The 17,411-nt window shown below is 70.8% G+C and carries 18 protein-coding genes and 1 tRNA gene; 10 read left to right on the forward strand and 9 right to left on the reverse strand.

Translation table 11 applies throughout. The features are described 5' to 3' along the window. Positions 1-76: 76 nt before the first annotated feature. The 4 genes from ABIA38_RS34835 to ABIA38_RS34850 all read right to left on the reverse strand — a co-directional run bounded on the left by ABIA38_RS34835 (position 77) and on the right by ABIA38_RS34850 (position 2,057). A complete protein-coding gene (locus tag ABIA38_RS34835; protein ID WP_424642932.1) occupies positions 77-259 on the reverse strand; it encodes a DUF397 domain-containing protein in 183 nt (60 codons plus the stop codon). A 309-nt stretch (positions 260-568) separates the two neighbouring features. Next, positions 569-751, reverse strand: coding sequence for a DUF397 domain-containing protein (locus ABIA38_RS34840; RefSeq protein WP_424642933.1), 183 nt, complete (start codon positions 749-751; stop codon positions 569-571). A gap of 311 nt (positions 752-1,062) precedes the next feature. Then, the gene (locus ABIA38_RS34845) at positions 1,063-1,245 is read right to left on the reverse strand and encodes a DUF397 domain-containing protein (RefSeq protein ID WP_424642934.1); all 183 of its coding nucleotides are present in this window, start codon (positions 1,243-1,245) and stop codon (positions 1,063-1,065) included. Further along, entirely contained in the window at positions 1,242-2,057 is an 816-nt protein-coding gene (locus ABIA38_RS34850) for a helix-turn-helix domain-containing protein (protein ID WP_424642935.1), read from the reverse strand. Before ABIA38_RS34850 ends, ABIA38_RS34845 begins: the two co-directional genes overlap by 4 nt. Before the next feature lie 143 nt (positions 2,058-2,200). On the opposite strand from ABIA38_RS34850, the gene ABIA38_RS34855 reads away from it, so the two are divergent. The 4 genes from ABIA38_RS34855 to ABIA38_RS34870 all read left to right on the forward strand — a co-directional run bounded on the left by ABIA38_RS34855 (position 2,201) and on the right by ABIA38_RS34870 (position 4,223). Next, positions 2,201-2,656 (forward strand): hypothetical protein, encoded by a 456-nt coding sequence (locus tag ABIA38_RS34855; protein WP_424642936.1) that lies wholly within the window; start codon positions 2,201-2,203, stop codon positions 2,654-2,656. 111 nt (positions 2,657-2,767) lie between these two features. Then, entirely contained in the window at positions 2,768-2,950 is a 183-nt protein-coding gene (locus ABIA38_RS34860) for a hypothetical protein (RefSeq protein ID WP_424642937.1), read from the forward strand. Positions 2,951-3,225: 275 nt separating this feature from the next. Then, a complete protein-coding gene (locus tag ABIA38_RS34865) occupies positions 3,226-3,792 on the forward strand; it encodes a hypothetical protein (RefSeq protein ID WP_424642938.1) in 567 nt (188 codons plus the stop codon). Next, complete coding sequence (locus ABIA38_RS34870) at positions 3,789-4,223, forward strand: hypothetical protein (protein WP_424642939.1); 435 nt, start codon at positions 3,789-3,791, stop codon at positions 4,221-4,223. Before ABIA38_RS34865 ends, ABIA38_RS34870 begins: the two co-directional genes overlap by 4 nt. A 115-nt stretch (positions 4,224-4,338) precedes the next feature. Here ABIA38_RS34870 and ABIA38_RS34875 read toward each other — a convergent pair whose 3' ends face one another. The 4 genes from ABIA38_RS34875 to galT form a co-directional block, all read right to left on the reverse strand. Beyond that, positions 4,339-4,686 carry a hypothetical protein gene (locus ABIA38_RS34875; RefSeq protein WP_424642940.1) on the reverse strand — a complete coding sequence of 116 codons (348 nt, stop codon included), beginning with the start codon at positions 4,684-4,686 and terminating at the stop codon, positions 4,339-4,341. A 176-nt stretch (positions 4,687-4,862) separates the two neighbouring features. Further along, complete coding sequence (galK, locus tag ABIA38_RS34880) at positions 4,863-5,981, reverse strand: galactokinase (protein WP_424642941.1); 1,119 nt, start codon at positions 5,979-5,981, stop codon at positions 4,863-4,865. Continuing rightward, positions 5,978-6,943, reverse strand: a complete 966-nt coding sequence (galE, locus tag ABIA38_RS34885) for a UDP-glucose 4-epimerase GalE (RefSeq protein WP_424642971.1) — start codon at positions 6,941-6,943, stop codon at positions 5,978-5,980. The genes galK and galE overlap by 4 nt, the downstream gene beginning before the upstream one ends. A 5-nt stretch (positions 6,944-6,948) precedes the next feature. Then, positions 6,949-8,115, reverse strand: coding sequence for a galactose-1-phosphate uridylyltransferase (gene galT, locus ABIA38_RS34890; protein WP_424642942.1), 1,167 nt, complete (start codon positions 8,113-8,115; stop codon positions 6,949-6,951). Between the two features lie 126 nt (positions 8,116-8,241). Here galT and ABIA38_RS34895 point away from each other — a divergent pair, with 126 nt between their 5' ends. Next, positions 8,242-9,045 carry a DeoR/GlpR family DNA-binding transcription regulator gene (locus ABIA38_RS34895; RefSeq protein ID WP_424642943.1) on the forward strand — a complete coding sequence of 268 codons (804 nt, stop codon included), beginning with the start codon at positions 8,242-8,244 and terminating at the stop codon, positions 9,043-9,045. A 397-nt stretch (positions 9,046-9,442) separates the two neighbouring features. Here the strand turns inward: ABIA38_RS34895 and ABIA38_RS34900 are convergent. Continuing rightward, positions 9,443-9,515 (reverse strand) — tRNA-Arg (locus ABIA38_RS34900). 161 nt (positions 9,516-9,676) lie between these two features. Here ABIA38_RS34900 and ABIA38_RS34905 point away from each other — a divergent pair. From ABIA38_RS34905 to ABIA38_RS34925, 5 genes are all read left to right on the forward strand, one after another. Beyond that, positions 9,677-10,765 carry a Gfo/Idh/MocA family oxidoreductase gene (locus ABIA38_RS34905; protein WP_424642944.1) on the forward strand — a complete coding sequence of 363 codons (1,089 nt, stop codon included), beginning with the start codon at positions 9,677-9,679 and terminating at the stop codon, positions 10,763-10,765. Positions 10,766-10,821: 56 nt separating this feature from the next. Continuing rightward, on the forward strand, positions 10,822-12,294 hold the full coding sequence (locus ABIA38_RS34910; protein WP_424642945.1) for a dynamin family protein: 1,473 nt from the start codon (positions 10,822-10,824) through the stop codon (positions 12,292-12,294). Beyond that, positions 12,291-13,883: a GTPase gene (locus ABIA38_RS34915; RefSeq protein ID WP_424642946.1), complete on the forward strand. Its 1,593-nt coding sequence runs from the start codon at positions 12,291-12,293 to the stop codon at positions 13,881-13,883. Before ABIA38_RS34910 ends, ABIA38_RS34915 begins: the two co-directional genes overlap by 4 nt. Positions 13,884-14,083: 200 nt before the next feature. Beyond that, a complete protein-coding gene (locus ABIA38_RS34920) occupies positions 14,084-14,554 on the forward strand; it encodes a single-stranded DNA-binding protein (protein ID WP_424642947.1) in 471 nt (156 codons plus the stop codon). 586 nt (positions 14,555-15,140) lie between these two features. After that, the gene (locus ABIA38_RS34925; RefSeq protein ID WP_424642948.1) at positions 15,141-16,514 is read left to right on the forward strand and encodes a thioester domain-containing protein; all 1,374 of its coding nucleotides are present in this window, start codon (positions 15,141-15,143) and stop codon (positions 16,512-16,514) included. Positions 16,515-17,411: the final 897 nt, after the last annotated feature.

Below are 17,411 nucleotides of genomic sequence, written 5' to 3' on the forward strand. Positions count from 1 at the left end.
CCCGTCGGTGCGTCCTGGTCGGGTCCGGACATGCGACCGCCCCGTCTCCAGTGGGGACAGGGCGGATGCGCGTTGTTCAGCGGTGCGAGTCGAGGAAGGCAGTCCATGCCTCGGTCCGGGTCGTGACGACCGGCGAGTCACCCACCTTGGTGTCGCGGACGCCGACCGCGCCGGTCAGCTCGGCGACCTCGACACAGTTGCCACCCTGGGTCCCGCTGTAGCTCGACTTCCGCCAGGCGGTGGTCAATTCGGATTCCATGGACTCCCCGCTATCTGCTCGAAGAGGGCGCGTGACTCTGTCTCGGACATCACGTGCGGGCGAACGACTCCGCACCGGATGTCCAGGATCCGGGCTCGCTTCGGATCCGCGATCGTCGAGCGTCCTCCGTGTCCCACAGCGTAGGCGGCATGCAGTCCGGTGTGCACCAGTCGACGCACTTCGACGAAGTACACGTCCGGTGCGCACCGTTCCGCTTCCGCCGTCAATCTGTCGGTGCTTCCTGCCCGGGCCCGGACATGTGACGGCCCCGGCTCCAGCGGACTTGGCGACAGGGCGGATGTGCGTTGTTCAGCGGTGCGAGTCGAGGAACGCGGCCCAAGCCTCGGCCCCGGTCGTGACGACCGGCGAATTGCCGACTTTGCTGTCGTGGACCCCTACCGTGCCGGTGAGTGGCGCGACCTCGACACAGTTGCCACCCTGGCTCCCGCTGTAGCTCGACTTCCGCCAGGCGGTGGTCAGTTCAGATTCCATGGACTCCCTGCCATCTGCTCGAAGAGGGCGCGTGACTCTGTCGCGGGTATCCCCTGCGAGCGAAAACGACTCCGCAGCGGACGCCCTGGATCCGGGCTCGTTCCGGATGCACGATGGTCGAGCCTCCGTCGTAGCCCTCAGCGTAGGCGGCATGCAGTCCGGCACGCACCAGTCGACGCACTTCGACGAAGTACACGCCCGGTGCGAGCCGTTCCGCCGTAGCTGTCAGCCTGTCGGTGTGTCCTGGTCGGGTCCGGACATGCGACCGCCCCGTCTCCAGTGGACCTGGTGACAGGGCGGATGCGCGTTGTTCAGCGGTGCGAGTCGAGGAAGGCGGACCATGCCTCGGGCCCGGTCGTGACGACCGGCGAGTCACTCACCTTGGTGTCGCGGACGCCGACCGCGCCGGTCAGCTCGGCGACCTCGACACAGTTGTCACCCTGGGTCCCGCTGTAGCTGCTCTTACGCCACACCGGGTTGGTCTCTGGCTTCATAGTTCTCCTGCCACTTTCCGGATGAGCGCGGTGGAGTCCGCGATCGTGAGCGCCTGCGCACGGATGATTCCATATCGCTGACGGAAGACCCTGACCTGTTCGGGATCGGTCACCTGCATGCCTCCGGCCTGGAACTCCAAGTGGGCGGTGACCTGACCGTCCGGCATCTCCAGCAACAACATCGGACCATCCAGCCCGACGTGCTCCATGCACTGTGTCGGCATGAGTTGGATTGACACGTTGCGCATGGCCGAGCATTCGAGGAGCCGTTCCAACTGGGCCTTCAGGATTGCCCTACTGCCGATGGGCCTGTGCAGAACCCACTCTTCTATGACGTAGCTACAGATCGCAGTTGGCTTGCGGGTGAGCAACTTCTGCCGCTCGACGCGACCCTGAACCCGCGCTTCGACGTCATCGTCATCGAGCGGTGGGTGACCGGCGCGAAGGAGCGCGCGCATGTAGTCCTCGGTCTGGAGCATGCCGGGGACGAGCGAGAGTTCGAGCGAATCCACGGCGACACACTTCTTCTCCAAGTCGGCCGTGTCGACGAAGGATTCGGCAACCTTCTCGCCGACCAGGTACTCGGCCGCGTCGACAAGGGCACCGCCTGCGTCGAGTTCCCGGTCGAGGTTTTCCAGGAGGGGTGAGAGCGCGGGGCGCCTGCCGCACTCGATGGCGTGGATGAGGGACGGCGACTGGTTCACCAACTCGGCCAGTCGCTCCTGGGTGAGTCCTTTCTTCTTGCGATGGAAGCGCACTTGCCCGCCGAAGAGCCGCTGGGCTGCGCTCGGGGATTTGGGCTTAGGTGGCATGGTTTCTGCCTCCCGTTTGTTGTGGTTACAGGAGATTGCCCGGACGGGACACGTGATTACGGATTTAGCCGTAGAAGGTACGGATCTGGGTGTAACCGCCGGTTGCCTCCTCACCGTATGTTGTTACGGGCAGTATCGGGGTCATGACAGTAGAACTCCCCGCGGTCGGGGTACCGCACGTCGCCTACCAGGCGTCATGGGTTCCTCGCGATCACATCGAACGGCGGCCCGCAGGCGTCGACTTCGACGCGGTTCGGGTGACCGGCCTCCTCGGTCTGGAAGTGGCGTGTGCGCTCGACGTTGCGACCGTGCGGCGCTCGGGCCCCGTCATCCGTGAGGACCCGGACGGTAGGGACGAGACGGCGGAATTGCTCTTCCTGGTGCCGGTGGGCGAGGGACTCGCCCGCCGCTGGCCGCCGGGAGTGCGGGTGTTCGGCTTCCCGACACAGGCCATCCGCGTCCCGGCCCTCTGGGGCAACACGTATCCGTTGCGGTGGCGTTCGACCCCGACGCGGGGTGCCGAACTGGTCGACGCCGAGCTGCTGCACCGCGCGCTGTGCGAGATCACGACCTGGTCCCCGCTGCCCGGCGGCACCTGAATCGTCTCTGTCGCCGCCCGTTCCCGACCGCACTTGGCGGGCGGCACCCGGTTCCGTAGTTGTCGGCGCGGCTGCGGGACCGGGCCCCACACTTCCTCGCCGGAGGTTTCCATGATTTCCGTGGCCCCGTCCGGGGACGAGGATCGGCCGATCCGGATCAGTGCGCCCGGCCGTGACCCGTTGGACGTGACGCGTGCCGAACTGACCGCGCTGGTCCACGAGTCGCGGGTGCATCTGATGCGTACGTTTCCGACGCCGCCGATCGGGGGCGGCATCACCGACTCGGGCGGCTGAGCCCCGCCCGACGCTGCCCGTCCCGGCCGTTTCCGGCGGGCGGCATCCCGGTCCCGTGGCCTTCGGCGAGGCTGCGGGACCGGGACCTTCTACCCCTTGTCCGGCCGGGTGCCTGAAGACCCCCGCACGCTCGGCCGGGCAAGGTCCGACCCGCCGCTCGGTCCGGCGACGTGCACCGCGACTGCGGGCCGCCTCGCCCAGGGACCCGACCAGGGGAGCCGTCCGGTCGGCGGCGCCGACCAAATACCCATGCCCACCCGCCCGTTGGAGCTCAAATGACCCAGGCCGAGGCACTCGTCCAGACCGTGACCATGCCCGCATGGAGCATCCACCTGAACCCGACCGACCACCCCCGGCCATGGCGCCTGGCCGTCACTACTTCGTCCTCCGACCCGGATGCGTTGCCGCGGGTCGCGTTCCACCTCACCGACGCCGAGGTGGCCGCGTTCGCCGCGACTCTGCTCCGCCCGCCGCGCCCGCAGGATTGGCCGCCGGGTCGAGCCCTGCTGATCAGGGACGGATTCGGGCTACGGCTGCGCGTGTTCGTCGACTCCATCCACGGCGAACGGCCCGAACCACGCGGGATCGTCCATGTCCAGGAACACCACCGCGAAGTTCTCCTCGACGACCTCGCCCGCCACCGCCCCGACCTGATCCCGACCGCCACCCCACCCGAACCCCGCCTGTGCCTCGACCCGATGCCCGTCACCGGGCTCACCATCGACCATGTCACCGAACTCCACGGCCGCCTGGGCCGATGGCTCGACAGCGAAGGCATCCGCGCCGCGATCGCCGACCGCGCCATCGCCCGCCGCCTCCACGCACCGGACACCGCCCGATGACCGAACCCGCCGCCCTCGCACACCTCGCCGCAGCCGCCGCCGAACGCAACCGGCTCGATGGCCGCCACCCGAACCCCGCAACGACATCCCACCGCGAACAACACGCCCACCGCTACCACTGCCGCACCGCCGGCGCCGCACTCCGCAGCGCAGTCGCCAACGCCCACCGCGACGGCGTACCCGTCGACACCATCGCCCGCACCACCGGCTTCTCGCCCGGCTACGTACGGATGATCCTGGAGCGCGAACACACCCCCATGCCGAACCGCCGCCAGGCACAGCCGGCCCGCACCGGACGCCCACTCCCCACGCACCCGGCCGCCGCCGCAATCGCTGTCCCCAACGGCCCGATTGCCCACGCCCCCAGCGTTCCACCAGCCCACATCGGCCCGATCGCGTGGAACACCCGATCCGCCGACCCGACCAGTTGACGGCAGCACTCGGTCTCGCGGCCGTCGGTGTGATCTTCCAGCCACACGCCGCGATGCCGGTCCCCGGCCGGCAGTCCGCGTCCATACGCGAAGGCGGCACCTGCCCCCAGCCGAGTTACGAGACCAACGCCCACACCAAGAAGAGCGGTTGACCCCGAAACAGGCCGACGAGGCCGAGAACATGAAGGCCCAGGCCCAGGCCCACCACCGGGATGCCGATCGCGAAGCGACGGCGGCGAAGGTATGCAGCCAGAGCCAGGCCGACGAGGGTTGCCAGATAGCCGATGCCGCACAGCCCGAGCAGCCATGTGACGCCGGTGCTTTCCGAGCCCCTGCCGAACCAGAGGAAAGCGTGCAGGTCCACCAGCGCCAACGCCACCATCACCCAGAACATCGCGATACCGCCCAGCATCGCCAGGAGTTCGCGAACACCGCCGCGCGGAGCGGAAACCGTCTTCGTCATGCCGAGCACGCTATGAAGACGGCCGGCCGCCGGACATCCGTACGAGTACTCAGTACGCCGCCCGAGTAGCGCCGCCGGCAGCCACCCCACCGGGTCGCCCTCGACTCCTGCCCCAGCAGGCGCAGGTGGCCAGGCGACCAGATCAGACAAGTCACCCGGCCACCCACCCAAACCCGTCACCCCACCCGCCGCGCCCCCGCCGCCGGCACCGCCTCGAAGAAGCGCGGCGCCGCAAAACCCCGTGCCGCGAAGGCCATCTCCACCGCTGCCGCCACCGCCCCACTCCGCCCGGCGTCCACCAACGCGATCGCCGACCCGCCGAAGCCCCCGCCGACCAGCCGCGCCCCCAACGCCCCCTCGCCCAACGCCGTGTCCACGGCCGTGTCCAGCTCCGGGCACGAGATCGTGTAGTCGTCCCGCATCGACGCATGCGACGCGGTCAACTCCGGTCCGATTGCCCGGACATCGCCCGCCCGCAGCGCCTCGACCACCCGCAACACCCGGGCATTCTCGGTGAATACGTGCCGCGCCCGCCGACGCAGCGGCCCGTCCGGGAGCGCCGCCAACGCCGCGTCCGGGTCGGCCACCTCGCGCAGCGACGGTACGCCCAGCAGCCGGGCCGCCTCCTCGCACGAGGCGCGGCGTTCCGCGTACCCGCCGTCCACCAACTCGTGCTGCGCCCGCGTGTCGATCACCAGCAGGCTCAGCCCGGCGCCCGCGCAGTCGAACGGGACTTGGCTGCCGGTCAAGTCTCGGCAATCCAGAAAGTACGCGTGCCCCTCGACGCAGCCGAGCGAGGCCATCTGGTCCAGCAGCCCGACCGGCACCCCCACGAAGTCGGTCTCCACCCGCTGTGCGATCCGGGCCAAGGAAACCCGATCCAGGCCCAGTTCGTACAGCTCGTCGACCGCGAGCGCAACCGCGCAGGACAGCGCCGCCGACGAGGACAGGCCCGCGCCCACCGGGACATCGCTGTCGATTCGGATGTCGGCGCCGCCGACCCGATGCCCCGCCGCCCGCAACGCCCAGAGCACGCCCGCCGGATAGGCCGTCCAGCCGGTCAGCGCACCCGGTGCCAAGTCGGCTACCGCGACGTCGACCGACTCGCTCCCGGGATGGCTGGACGCGAGCCGCAGTCGGCCGTCCGTACGCCGTCCCACCGACGCCCGCGCACTCTGCGGAATCGCGATCGGCAGCACGAACCCGTTGTTGTAGTCGGTGTGTTCGCCGATCACGTTGACCCGGCCGGGGGCCGCCCAGACCCCGTCCGCCGCGAAGTCCACGAACCCGCTCACCACCCCGCCTCGCCGTCCCGCAGGAACGACCACGCGTCCGCCACGATGTCCTCCAGCGAGGTGCGCGACGGCCGCCACCCGAGCACCTCCCGCGCCCGGTCCGCCGAGGCGACCAGCACCGGCGGATCGCCCGCCCGGCGCGGCGCCTCGTGGGCCGGCACCGCACACCCCGTCACCGTACGCACCGCATCCACCACATCGCGTACCGAGAACCCGGTCCCATTGCCGAGGTTGCACACCAGATGCCCACTCGCCGCGCCACCCTCGCCGGTCGCGTCGAGCGCGAGCAGATGCGCGTCGGCCAGGTCCGCGACGTGGATGTAGTCGCGCACGCAAGTCCCGTCCGGCGTCGGGTAGTCCGTGCCGTAGAGCGCCACCGACCCGCGCGTGCCGTTCGGCACCTGAAGCGCCAGCGGGATCAGGTGCGTCTCGGTCGCGTGCCGCTCGCCGTAACGCCCGTACGCACCCGCGACGTTGAAGTAGCGCAGGCTCACCGCGCGCAGTCCATAGGCGGTGCAATACGACGTGATCAGCTGATCCACCGTCAACTTCGAGGCACCGTAAGGGTTCGTCGGCGCACACGGCGCGTCCTCGGTGATCGGCGACACCTCGGGCGCGCCGTAGACGGCCGCCGTGGAGGAGAACACGAACCGGCCGATGCCGTGCGTACGCAGCGCGTCGAGCAAAGCCAGCGAGCCGCCGACATTGTTGTGCCAGTACTTCCCCGGATGCGTGACCGACTCGCCGACCAGGGAGGACGCCGCGAAGTGCAGCACCGCGTCGAACGACGCGTCCAGATACCGCGCGGCGTCCTGGACCCGCCCGTCGACGAACGCCGCCTTGTCCGGCACCGCGTCCCGATGCCCGGTGGACAGGTCGTCGAGCACCACCACGTCGTGCCCGGCCGCGACCAGATGGGCGGCCACGACGCTGCCCACGTAGCCCGCCCCGCCGGTGACCATGAGCCTCATTCGCCGACCTCCCGCAGTCGCGCCGCCGCGCTCTCCGGCGGTACGTCGCTGATGAATACGCCCATCCCGGACTCGCTTCCGGCAAGGTACTTCAGCTTGCCCGGTGCCCGGCGAATCGAGAAAAGCTCCAGGTGCAGTGCGAAGTCCACCCGCCCGGACCGGACCGGCGCCTGCTGCCACGCGGAGATGTACGGCGCGGGCTCACCGTCGAAGAGGCGGTCGAAGCGGCGCAGCAGATCCAGGTACATCCCGCCGAACTCGGCCCGCGCGGCCTCGTCGAGGGCGAGCAGGTCGGGCACCCGGCGGTTCGGGTAGAGGTGCACCTCGTACGGCCAGCGCGCGGCGGCCGGGACGAAGGCCGTCCAGTGCGCGCCCTCGGCCACGATCCGCGACCCGTCGGCACGCTCGGCGGCCAGTACGTCGTCGAACAGGTTACGGCCGGTGCGGTGCCGGTGTGCGGCGGTGTTGGCGATCATCGCGGCGGTACGCGGCGTGACGAACGGATAGGCGTAGATCTGGCCGTGCGAGTGCGGCAGCGTGACGCCGATCTCCCGGCCGCGATTCTCGAAGCAGTACACCTGCTCGACGCCGGCCAGCGCGGACAACTCGGCGGTCCGGTCGGTCCAGGTGTCCAGGACCAGGCGGGCGCGCTCGGGGGTGAGGTCCTTGAACGACGCGTCGTGCTCGGGCGTGAAGCACACCACCTCACACCGTCCGCCCGACGGCCGCCGCGGGAACGGCTCGTTCGCCCACCCGGGGTCGGCAGGAGCAGCAGCTCCGGCACCCGACATCGACGGGTCGGCCATCGACGGGTCGGCCATCGACGGGCCGGACATCGAAGGGCCGGACATCGAAGGGCCGGACATCGACGGGAAGCGATTCTCGAAGACGGCGACCTGATAGGACGCCTCCGGCACCTCCGTCGCCCGCTCCGGTGTGGACGGGCACAGCGGGCACGCGTCGGCGGCGGGCAGGTGGGTGCGGGTCTGCCGGTGCGACGCGACCAGGACCCACTCGTCGAGCAGCCGGTCGTAGCGCATCTCGGAGCCGCTGACCACGGGATCGAGATCACGCGTGTCGACGGCGGTGCGCAGCGCGTCGTCCCGTGAGTCGTAGTAGACGATCTCGCGACCGTCGGCCAACACGGCCTGCGTCTTCTTCATACATTTCATTTTGCGAAGCTTTCCAAATCTTGTCAATGAGAAAGCTTGAGCCAGCGCGTCACTTGCCATCGGCGCAGACGACCTGCGGTTTGACAAGTTTCGAAAGCTGTCCGCAAGATGCTGCCCATGCCAGACGACGACACCGACGGTCTCCCCGCCGAGGGCCGCCGTGCCCGGATGGCCGCGACGATCGCCGACCGGGGCTTCGCCAAGGTCACCGACCTGGCCGAGGCGTTCGGCATCTCGCGCGTGACGGTCCGCGCCGATCTGGAGGTACTGGAGCGGCAGGGCCGGCTGCGCCGGGTACGCGGCGGGGCGATGTTCACCGGCCGGGACCCGCGCGTCGAGCCGTCCTTCGAGGAGGCGTTGACCTCGGCGTCGCCCGCCAAGACGCTGATCGGGCAGGCCGCCGCGGCGCTGGTGTCCCCGTCGGAGAGTGTGGTCCTGGACGTCGGTACGACCACCACGTTCGTGGCCCGGGCCCTGGTGGACCGTGAGGATCTGCGCGACCTGGTGGTGTTCACCAACGGGCTGACCATCGCCCTCGAACTGGAGCGCGCCATCCCCCGGTTCTCGGTGGTGGTCACCGGCGGCACCCTGCGGCCGTTGCAGCACTCCCTGATCAATCCGCTCGCCGACCACATCCTGGAGCGGATCCACGCCGACACCGTCTTCGTGGGCTGCAACGGCGTACACCCCACCGGCGGCATCACCAACGTGAACCTGCCGGAAGCCGAGGCCAAGCGCGCGATGTTGCGCGCGGCCGGCCGCCGGGTCGTGGTCGCCGACGGCTCCAAGCTCGGCCGAATCGAACTCGCCGAGGTATGCCCGCTCGCCGACATCGACCTGCTGATCACCAGCGGCACGGCCGACCCCGAGGCCCTGGAGGCACTGCGCGACGCGGGTTTGGAAATCCTGATCGCCGAGTAGCCCGGCCGCCCCCTCGCGGGCCGGCGAACCGCCCATGGTCGGGCTGCCCTTGCGAACGGTTCACCGCAGCACGGCCCGCCGAGCCGACCGGTGCCGTCGAACGTGAATTCGGCCGGCCGTTCCGGTGTAGGCGGGGCATACGCTGTGTGGATTATCGGCCACGAAGCGCAGCTATCCGGAGCCCATTGCGGCGGTGTTGTCCGGACCGGAAAACCTTGCCGCGTATTCGCCGTGGCCATCCGTAAATGGATGGTGACAGTGGGGCAGTGCCGGGTCACCCGTGCGACCGACGCGACGGCTGCCCGGCACTTCGGCGGGCCCCGGCGATACCCGCGCCGACCCGTACTGACCTGCGCGGACGCCGCCCGGGGGTGGGCGGCGGACCACGACGTGGCGGTGCCCCCGGCAGGACTCGAACCTGCGACCAAGTGCTTAGAAGGCACCTGCTCTGTCCACTGAGCTACGAGGGCGTGGGCGAATCAGGATCTTGCACTGGATCCGGTCGCGGCACAACAGAATAGGGCCGTGTGCATGCCTCACCGACGTTTCGGTGGTCACCGTTACCTGATCAGACGCAGTTGGCGGCCAGAATGTGATCAGAGAAGGGCCGAAACGGACAGCGGGAGGCGCAGTGGGTCCCACCAGGACTGTACTTGTCGGTTACGGCGTAGGGGGCTCGGCCTTCCACGCACCGGTCGTGGCGGCCGTCGAGGGGCTGGAGCTGGCTGCCGTGGTGACCGGGAATCCGGCTCGGCAGGCCGAGGTGCGGGCGCGGTATCCGCGGGCCGAGGTGCTCGGGACGACCGACGAGATGTTCGCTCGCGCGGGTGACTTCGATCTCGTGGTGATCACCGTGCCGAACCGGTTCCATGTGCCGTTGGCCACTCGGGCGTTGGCGGCCGGGCTGCACGTGGTGGTGGACAAGCCGTTCGCGGGCAGCGCCGAGGAGGGGCGGGCGCTGGCGGCGACGGCGGTGCGTTACGAGCGGTTGCTGGGGGTGTACCAGAACCGTCGGTTCGACGGCGATTTCCGGACCGTTCGGCGACTGGTGGCGGAGGGTCGGCTCGGTGAAGTGCACCGGTTCGAGTCGCGGTTCGAGCGGTGGCGACCGCAGGTGCGTACGGCGGGGTGGAAGGAGCAGGCCGATCCGGCGGCGCTCGGCGGGATCCTGTACGACCTGGGGACACATCTGATCGACCAGGCGGTGGCGCTGTTCGGGCGGCCCACGCACGTGTACGCCGAGCTGGACACCCGGCGGGACGGGGCGCTCGTGGACGACGACAGCTTCGTGGCGCTCACCCACGTGGGTGGCGAGCGCTCGCACCTGTGGATGAGCGCGGCGGCGGCCGATCTCGGGCCGCGCTTTCGGGTGCTCGGCTCGACGGCGTCGTACCTGAAGTTCGGGATGGATCCGCAGGAGGACCTGCTGCGGACCGGGACCGGGGCCGGGGCCGGGACCGGGACCGGGGCCGGGGTCGAGGTCGGGACACCCGGGTGGGGGACCGAGCCGGCGGCGGCGTGGGGGGTGCTCGGTACGCCGGGCGACACCGTGCCGGTGGCGACCGAGCCGGGCGCCTATCAGGACTACTACGCCGCGATGGCGCGCGCGATCCGCGGCGAGGGGGCGCCGCCGGTGCCGATCGAGGACGCGGTGACCGTGCTGGAGACGATCGAGGCGGCGCAGCGGTCGTCCGCCGACGGAGTGACGGTCGCCATGTAGCGCCGGCGGCACGTTGGGAATGCGGACAATTCGGGCAGTGGTCGCCCGTGGTGATCATGGGCGGTGACCCCCTGTCCGCAGCCCTCGCCGACCTGCGGAATCGGGTCGTGGCGACGTGCTTCCCACTCGACCTGCCCGGTGCGGTACCGGCTCGCCTGGCCCGCCGCGAGTTGATCGACCAGCTCGGCGACTACCTGTTGCCGAGGTTGGCGGTGCCGCGCGCGCCGCTGCTCGCGGTGGTCGGCGGGTCCACCGGCGCCGGGCGGTCCACGCTGGTGAACGCGCTGGTCGGGCGCGAGGTCACGGCGGCCGGCGCGCTGCGGCCGACCACGCGGGTGCCGGTCCTGGTGTGCCGCTCCGGGGACCGGCACTGGTTCGCGGCGGGCGCCGGGGCCGGGGACTTCGGGGCTGCGGACGCCCGGGCTGCCGACGCCGGGGCCGCGGGCGCCGGGGCCGCGGATGTCGGGGCCGCGGATGTCGGGATCGAGCTGCGCCTGGACGAGCGGGTGCCGCCGGGGATGGCGCTGCTCGACGTACCGGACATCGACTCGGTCTCCGCGGACAATCGGCGGATCGCGGTACGGCTGCTCGGTGCCGCCGATCTGTGGATCTTCGTGACCACGGCGGCGCGGTACGCGGACGCGGCGCCGTGGCACCTGCTGCGGCTGGCGCGCGATCGGCACACGCGCCTGGCGATCGTGTTGAACCGGGTGCCGGCGGAGGTACTCGATCGGGTCCGGCCGGACTACGTACGCCTGTTGCGGCGGGCCGGGCTCGGCGGCGTGCCGCTGTATCCGATCGTGGAGACCGAGCCGGGGGCCGGGTTGCCCGAGCGCAACGTGGTGCCGATTCGTACCTGGCTCGCCGAACGCGGCGCGGATCCGGACGCGCGGGCAGCGGTGGTTCGGGGCACCCTCGGCGGGCTGCTGCACAGCCTGGAGCGGCGGGTGCCGCCGCTGGCCGAGGCGGCGGGGCGGCAGTACGCGGCGGCCGAGCGGGCGCGCGCGTGCGTGGATCGGGCCTACGCGGCGACCACGCGGTGGGCGCTGCGGGCGTTGGACGACGGCTCGTTGTTGCTCGGGGCGGCGACGGGGCGGTGGCGGACGGGGGACGTGGCGGGGGCCGCGCGGACGGTTCGGGAGAGCCTGGACGCGCTGGTGGCCGACGCGTTCGCGCGGGCCGCCGAGCGGTCGGCCGGCTGTGTCGTCCCGGCCGGTGGGGTGGATCGCCGCGGGCCCGGCCCACTCGACTGGCCCGACCCGGCCGAGCCGTTGGCGATGCTCGCGGCGATCGGCGGCCCGGGGCTGAGTCCGGGCATCGGCCGTGAGGCGGCGGGCCGGCTCGGCATCCGACTCGGCCCGGAGCCTGCCGCCCGGCTGATCCTCGACCTGCACCGATCGCTGCACGGCGTCATCGCGACCACCCTCGACGGCGAACGCGCCCGCCGGGTCGCGGCCGCGACCACGCTGCCGGCCGGGGCCGACGCGGAGTTGCTGGCGGCGCTGGACGCGGTGCGGAGGAGCGCGTGAGGGCGCGTGGGCAGTACGTGGACCGGTTCGTCGGGCGGCGGGCTCGGCAGGTGAGCGGGAGCGAGGAGTCGGGGCGGTTGGCGGCGCGGTTGGTGGCGTTGGAGCGGATGGCGGCGTTGGGTCGGGAGCGGCTGGCCGAAGCCGACCTGGCCTCCGTGGAGGATCTGCTCGGGCACGCCGAGACGCGGCTCGGTACCGCCGCGCGGCATACCGTGATCGCGCTCGCGGGGGCCACCGGTGGGGGCAAGTCGTCGTTGTTCAACGTGCTTTGCGGACTGCGCCTCGCGGATACCGGCGCCCACCGGCCCACCACCCGAACCACCCTCGCGTGCGCGTGGGATCCCGAGGGCGCCGCGCCGCTGCTCGACCTGCTCGGCATCGAACCGGCGCGTCGGGTGGCCCGGCACGGGGCGTTGGACGCGCGGCGCGGCGGTGGGATGCCGGTCGGGCTGATCCTGCTCGACCTGCCCGACCACGACTCGCTCGACCTCACCCACCGGGGTGAGGTGGACGCGGTGGTGGCGGTCGCGGACCACATCGTGTGGGTGCTGGATCCACAGAAGTACGCCGACGCGATCGTGCACGAGCGCTACCTGCGCGCGCTGCGCCGGCACGGGCGGTCGATGACCGTCGTGCTCAACCACGCGGACCGGCTGCCGGTGGGGGACCTCGCGGCGTGTCTGACCGACGTACGGGCGCTGCTCGCGGCGGACGGGCTCGCCGAGGTACGGGTGTTGGCCACCTCGCCGGAGACCGGGCTCGGGATCGCCGAGCTGCGCCGCGTGGTGGTGGGCGCGGCGGCGAGCGGTGCGGCGTCGGTGGCGCGGTTGGGCGCGGATCTGGACACGTTGACCGAACGCCTGGAGCCGTACTTCGCCGGTGTGGTGCCGAGCGTGGACGCGTTCACCGCCGAGGACCGGGACGCGCTGGTGACGGGGCTGTGCGACGCGGTCGGGGTGGGCGTGGTCGCGGCCGCCGCGGGGGAGGGGGCGCGGGTTCCTTCGGGGCCGCTGGCGCGGCGGGTACGGCGGGCGCCGGTGCGGCCCACGCCGGTCCAGGTGCATCGGGCCGAGCAGGTGATCCGGCGCGCCGGGGCGACGTTGACGCGGGGGGTGCCGGCGGCGTGGGTCGGCGGGGTGCATCGGGCGTTGGCGGAGGGGTTGCGGCGGTTGCCCGACGAGTTGGACGCGGTGCTGGTGGGGGCCGTGCCGGAGGCCGCGCCGACGGCGGGCGGGGTGCGGGCGGCGGCCGATGCGCAGTGGGTCGGGCTGCTCGCGCTGGTGGCCGGGGTGGTCGGCGCCGGGGCGGCGGTGACGGGCAAGCCGGTGGTGCGGTGGCTCGGGGTGCCGGGGCCGTGGTGGGTGGGGCTCGGCGGGCTGCTCGTGCTGGTCGTGGGGGCGTGGGTCGGGCGGCGCGCGGCGGCAGCGGCGGTGGCGCGGCGGACGGCGCGGGTGGCGGGGGCGCTGCAGACACGTGTGGGGGATGTGGCGGATCGGTTGTTGATCGGGCCGGCGGAGCTGGAGTTGGCGCGGTATCGGGAGGCGCACGTGTACTTCGTGGCGGCTCGGGAGCCGATGCGGCGGGGGTGAGGGGGCGGGTGGGGCGGGGGTGTCGCCCACGTGGGGGACGGCGGGGGCGGTCGTCACCCACGTGAGTGATGCCGCGTTGTCCACAGCGGCCGAGTTGTCCACAGCCCGCCGCGATCCGCCGCCGACCGACCGCCGCAGGGCGCATCGTCGAAGGCGGACGGCGATGTTGCGGGGCACGCCGGTGATCGAGGGAGGCAAGCGTGGACACCTACGTGACGGTGGTCGGCAACGCCGCGAGCGAGGTTCGGGTCCAGATGACCCAGAACGGCGTGCCGCTCGCGCGGTTTCGGATGGCGGTGTCGCCGAGACGCTATGACCGGGAGACGAGCCAGTGGGTGACGGGGGACGCGTCCTTCTACACGGTCGTCTGCTTCCGGGGGCTCGCGGAGAACGTGACGAGTTCGATCGACAAGGGCGACCCGCTCGTGGTCACGGGCCGACTGCGGGTGCGCGAGTGGGAGCGCGAGGGGCGGTGGTGGAGCGTCACCGAGATCGACGCGTCCTCGGTGGGACACGATCTGGCCCGGGGGGTCGCGGAGTTCCGCCGGGTGGGCCGACCGGCTCGACTGTCGGTGGTGGCGGACACGATCGCCGCCGGATCGGTGGCCGAACAGGGGAGCTTCGCGCTCGACACGGTGCCCGGATCCGGGCGCGAAGACGAGGCGGCATGAATTCCCGGGAGCGCCGACCGGATGTTCGGGAAAGCCATTCATTGGTGATAGCGAGGATAATTCGAGTCGGTTTCCGGGACGAATCTGAAACAGAATTGTGACGACCTTGCGCCAGGAATGATCCACATCGAACCGGGCCAACCGTCGCATGTCGAGCAACCGACCGGACGGAAGGGGCGGAAAGAGTCGGATCATGCCGGCAAATAGGGTCCGAGTCGAGGCATGGATCACTAAAAGACCGATTCCTTCGGTTATGCACCTTGACAAATCAATAGTGACCGAGATGCTCCTGATCATCAGCCATGCGGCTTGCCGCACCCCATAACCGGCTATATCCGTCGAGGACTTGTCGACTTCGCGATATCCGAATTGATGTCCTCGATGCGGATCTTCTCCCGAGGTAAAGAACGTGAAACAAATGCGTACCCCGGGTCGCGAGGGGTGGCCCGGCTGCTCATACCATTCAACGGTTCTTTACTCGCGCCGTGCTCGGGGGAACGATGCGCCGCGCGAGTCGGCTTACATTTTTCGAGGGGACCACCACATGTTCCGTACACCGGGACGGACGGCCACCCGCCTGTCGGCCATGGTCATTGCCACCGGCCTCGCGGCGGCCGGCGTGATCGGTTTCGCGGGTGCAGCCAGCGCGGAAGGCGCGAAGGGCGTCTATCAGGGTGGTGACGTCGGCGCGAACATCTTCCTGCAGGGCAAGAAGGACTCGATGCGCGCGTCGATCCTGAAGCTCCAGGTGGACGGAAAGATCCTCCGCACCTACTGCATCGACTTCCACACCATCGTGCGCAACGACGCGAAGTACGACGAGTCGAACTGGAAAGAGACCTCCTTCGGCACGAAGGCCGACAAGGCCAAGGTCAAGTGGGTCCTGCTGAACTCGTTCCCGACGGTGGACCTGGACACCGTCCGCACCACGGTCAAGGCTCCGAAGCTGAGCGAGGGCGAGGCCGCGGCCGCCACGCAGGCCGCCATCTGGCACTTCACCGACGGCCAGAACCTGGAAGAGACCAAGAACGACCCCGAGTTGGTCAAGCTGTACAAGTACCTGATCGGTGACGCCAACAAGGGCGACGTCAGCGAGCCCCCCGTCTCGCTCTCGATCTCGCCGGGCGAGAAGAGCGGCAAGATCAACGACAAGCCCGGTGTCGGCCCGTTCGAGATCAAGACGAACGCCGAGGGCAAGTCGATCAACGCGAAGCTGGTCGCAGGCGACTCCGACGGCAAGCCCGTGTTGGTGGACGCCGACGGCAAGGCCGTCGACAAGGTCGGCAACGGCGACAAGCTCTACGTGAACCCCGCCGGCGCGACCAAGGCGGGCAGCCAGACCGTCGAGGTCTCCGGCGAGTCGACCGTGCAGGCCGGTCGGGTCTTCCAGGGCACCAACAAGGACGGGTCGACCAGCCAACTGCTGATCGTCGCGGACAAGCAGAAGGTGCAGACCTCGGACAAGGCGATCGCCAAGTGGGGCATCCCCGGCAAGGGCGCGCTCCCCGAGATCAACGCCACCAAGGACTGCACCGTCGGCGGCGTGAAGGTCACCGTCAAGAACAACGGCGACGAGCCGTACAAGTTCAAGCTCGACGGCAAGGAAACCACCGTCGAGGCGGGCAAGTCGGTCGACCAGGTCGTCAAGGTCGAAGAGGACAAGGCGTACACGATCACGATCGTCGGCCCGGACGGGAAGACCGCCAAGGAGTTCACCGGCACCCTCGACTGCAAGCCCGCGGGCTCGTCCGAGGGCGTCACCGGTGGCACCACGGGTGGCAGCACGGGCGGGACCCCGGCTCCGGTGAACCCGAAGGGCCCGGACCTGGCCGCGACCGGTAGCGACAGCAGCAACACCCCGGCGATCCTGGGCGGCGCAGGCGCGCTCCTCCTCGCCGGCGGCGGCCTGGTGTTCTACATGCGCCGCCGCAACAACGGCTCCAACGGCGCCGCTGCGTAACCAGTAGCACCACCCCAAGATGACAGCCGGGCCCCGCCGCAACCCACCGCGCCGGGGCCCGCACCATCCGACGACACCCACACCACGTCCCACCCGAACCGCGACCCAATGCCCACGCGACACCCAACCCAGCCCGACCGGCCACTTGAGGACAGCCCCGCCGCAGGGGGCCGCGCCGGCCCGGCCCCGAGCGCACGCCTATGCAAAGCCGAGGCCGAGGCTCGTTCGGCAGCCTCAACCCAGCCCGTCCGCCGTTTGAGGACGCCCCGGCCGCAGGCCGCAGGTGCCGCGCCGGCCCTGTACCGAGCCCACGCCCAAGCCAAAGCCGAAGCTTGGTTGGCAGCCCCAACCCAGCCCGTCCAGGCGCTTGAGGACAGCCCCGCCGCAGGCCGCAGGGGGCCGTGCCGGCCCGGCATCGAGCGCACGCCCCAGCCAAAGCCGAGGCTCGTTCGGCAACCTCAAATCAGCCCGTCCGGCGTTTGAGGACCGGCGGGCCGCAGGCCGCCCGAGCCCGGCACCGAGCCAAGCCGAGGCCGAGGCTCGTTCGGCAGCCTCAACCCAGCCCGTCCGGCGTTTGAGGACGCCCCGGCCGCAGGCCGCAGGGGCCGCGCCGGCCCTGTACCGAGCCCACGCCCCAGCCAAAGCCGAGGCTCATTTGGCAGCCTCAAATCAGCCTGTCCGGCGTTTGAGGACCGGCGGGCCGCAGGTCGCCCGAGCCCGGCACCGAGCCCAAGCCCAGGCTCGTTCGGCAGTCCAACCCAGCCTGTCCGGCGTTTGAGGACGGCCCGGCCGCAGGCCGCAGGGGGTCGCGCCGGCCCGGTACGGAGGGGGCTCAGGCCCAAGCCGAGGCTCGTTCGGCAGCCTCAAATCAGCCCGTCCGGCGTTTGAGGACAAGCC

Source organism: Embleya sp. AB8 (assembly GCF_049739465.1).
Taxonomy (GTDB): domain Bacteria; phylum Actinomycetota; class Actinomycetes; order Streptomycetales; family Streptomycetaceae; genus Embleya.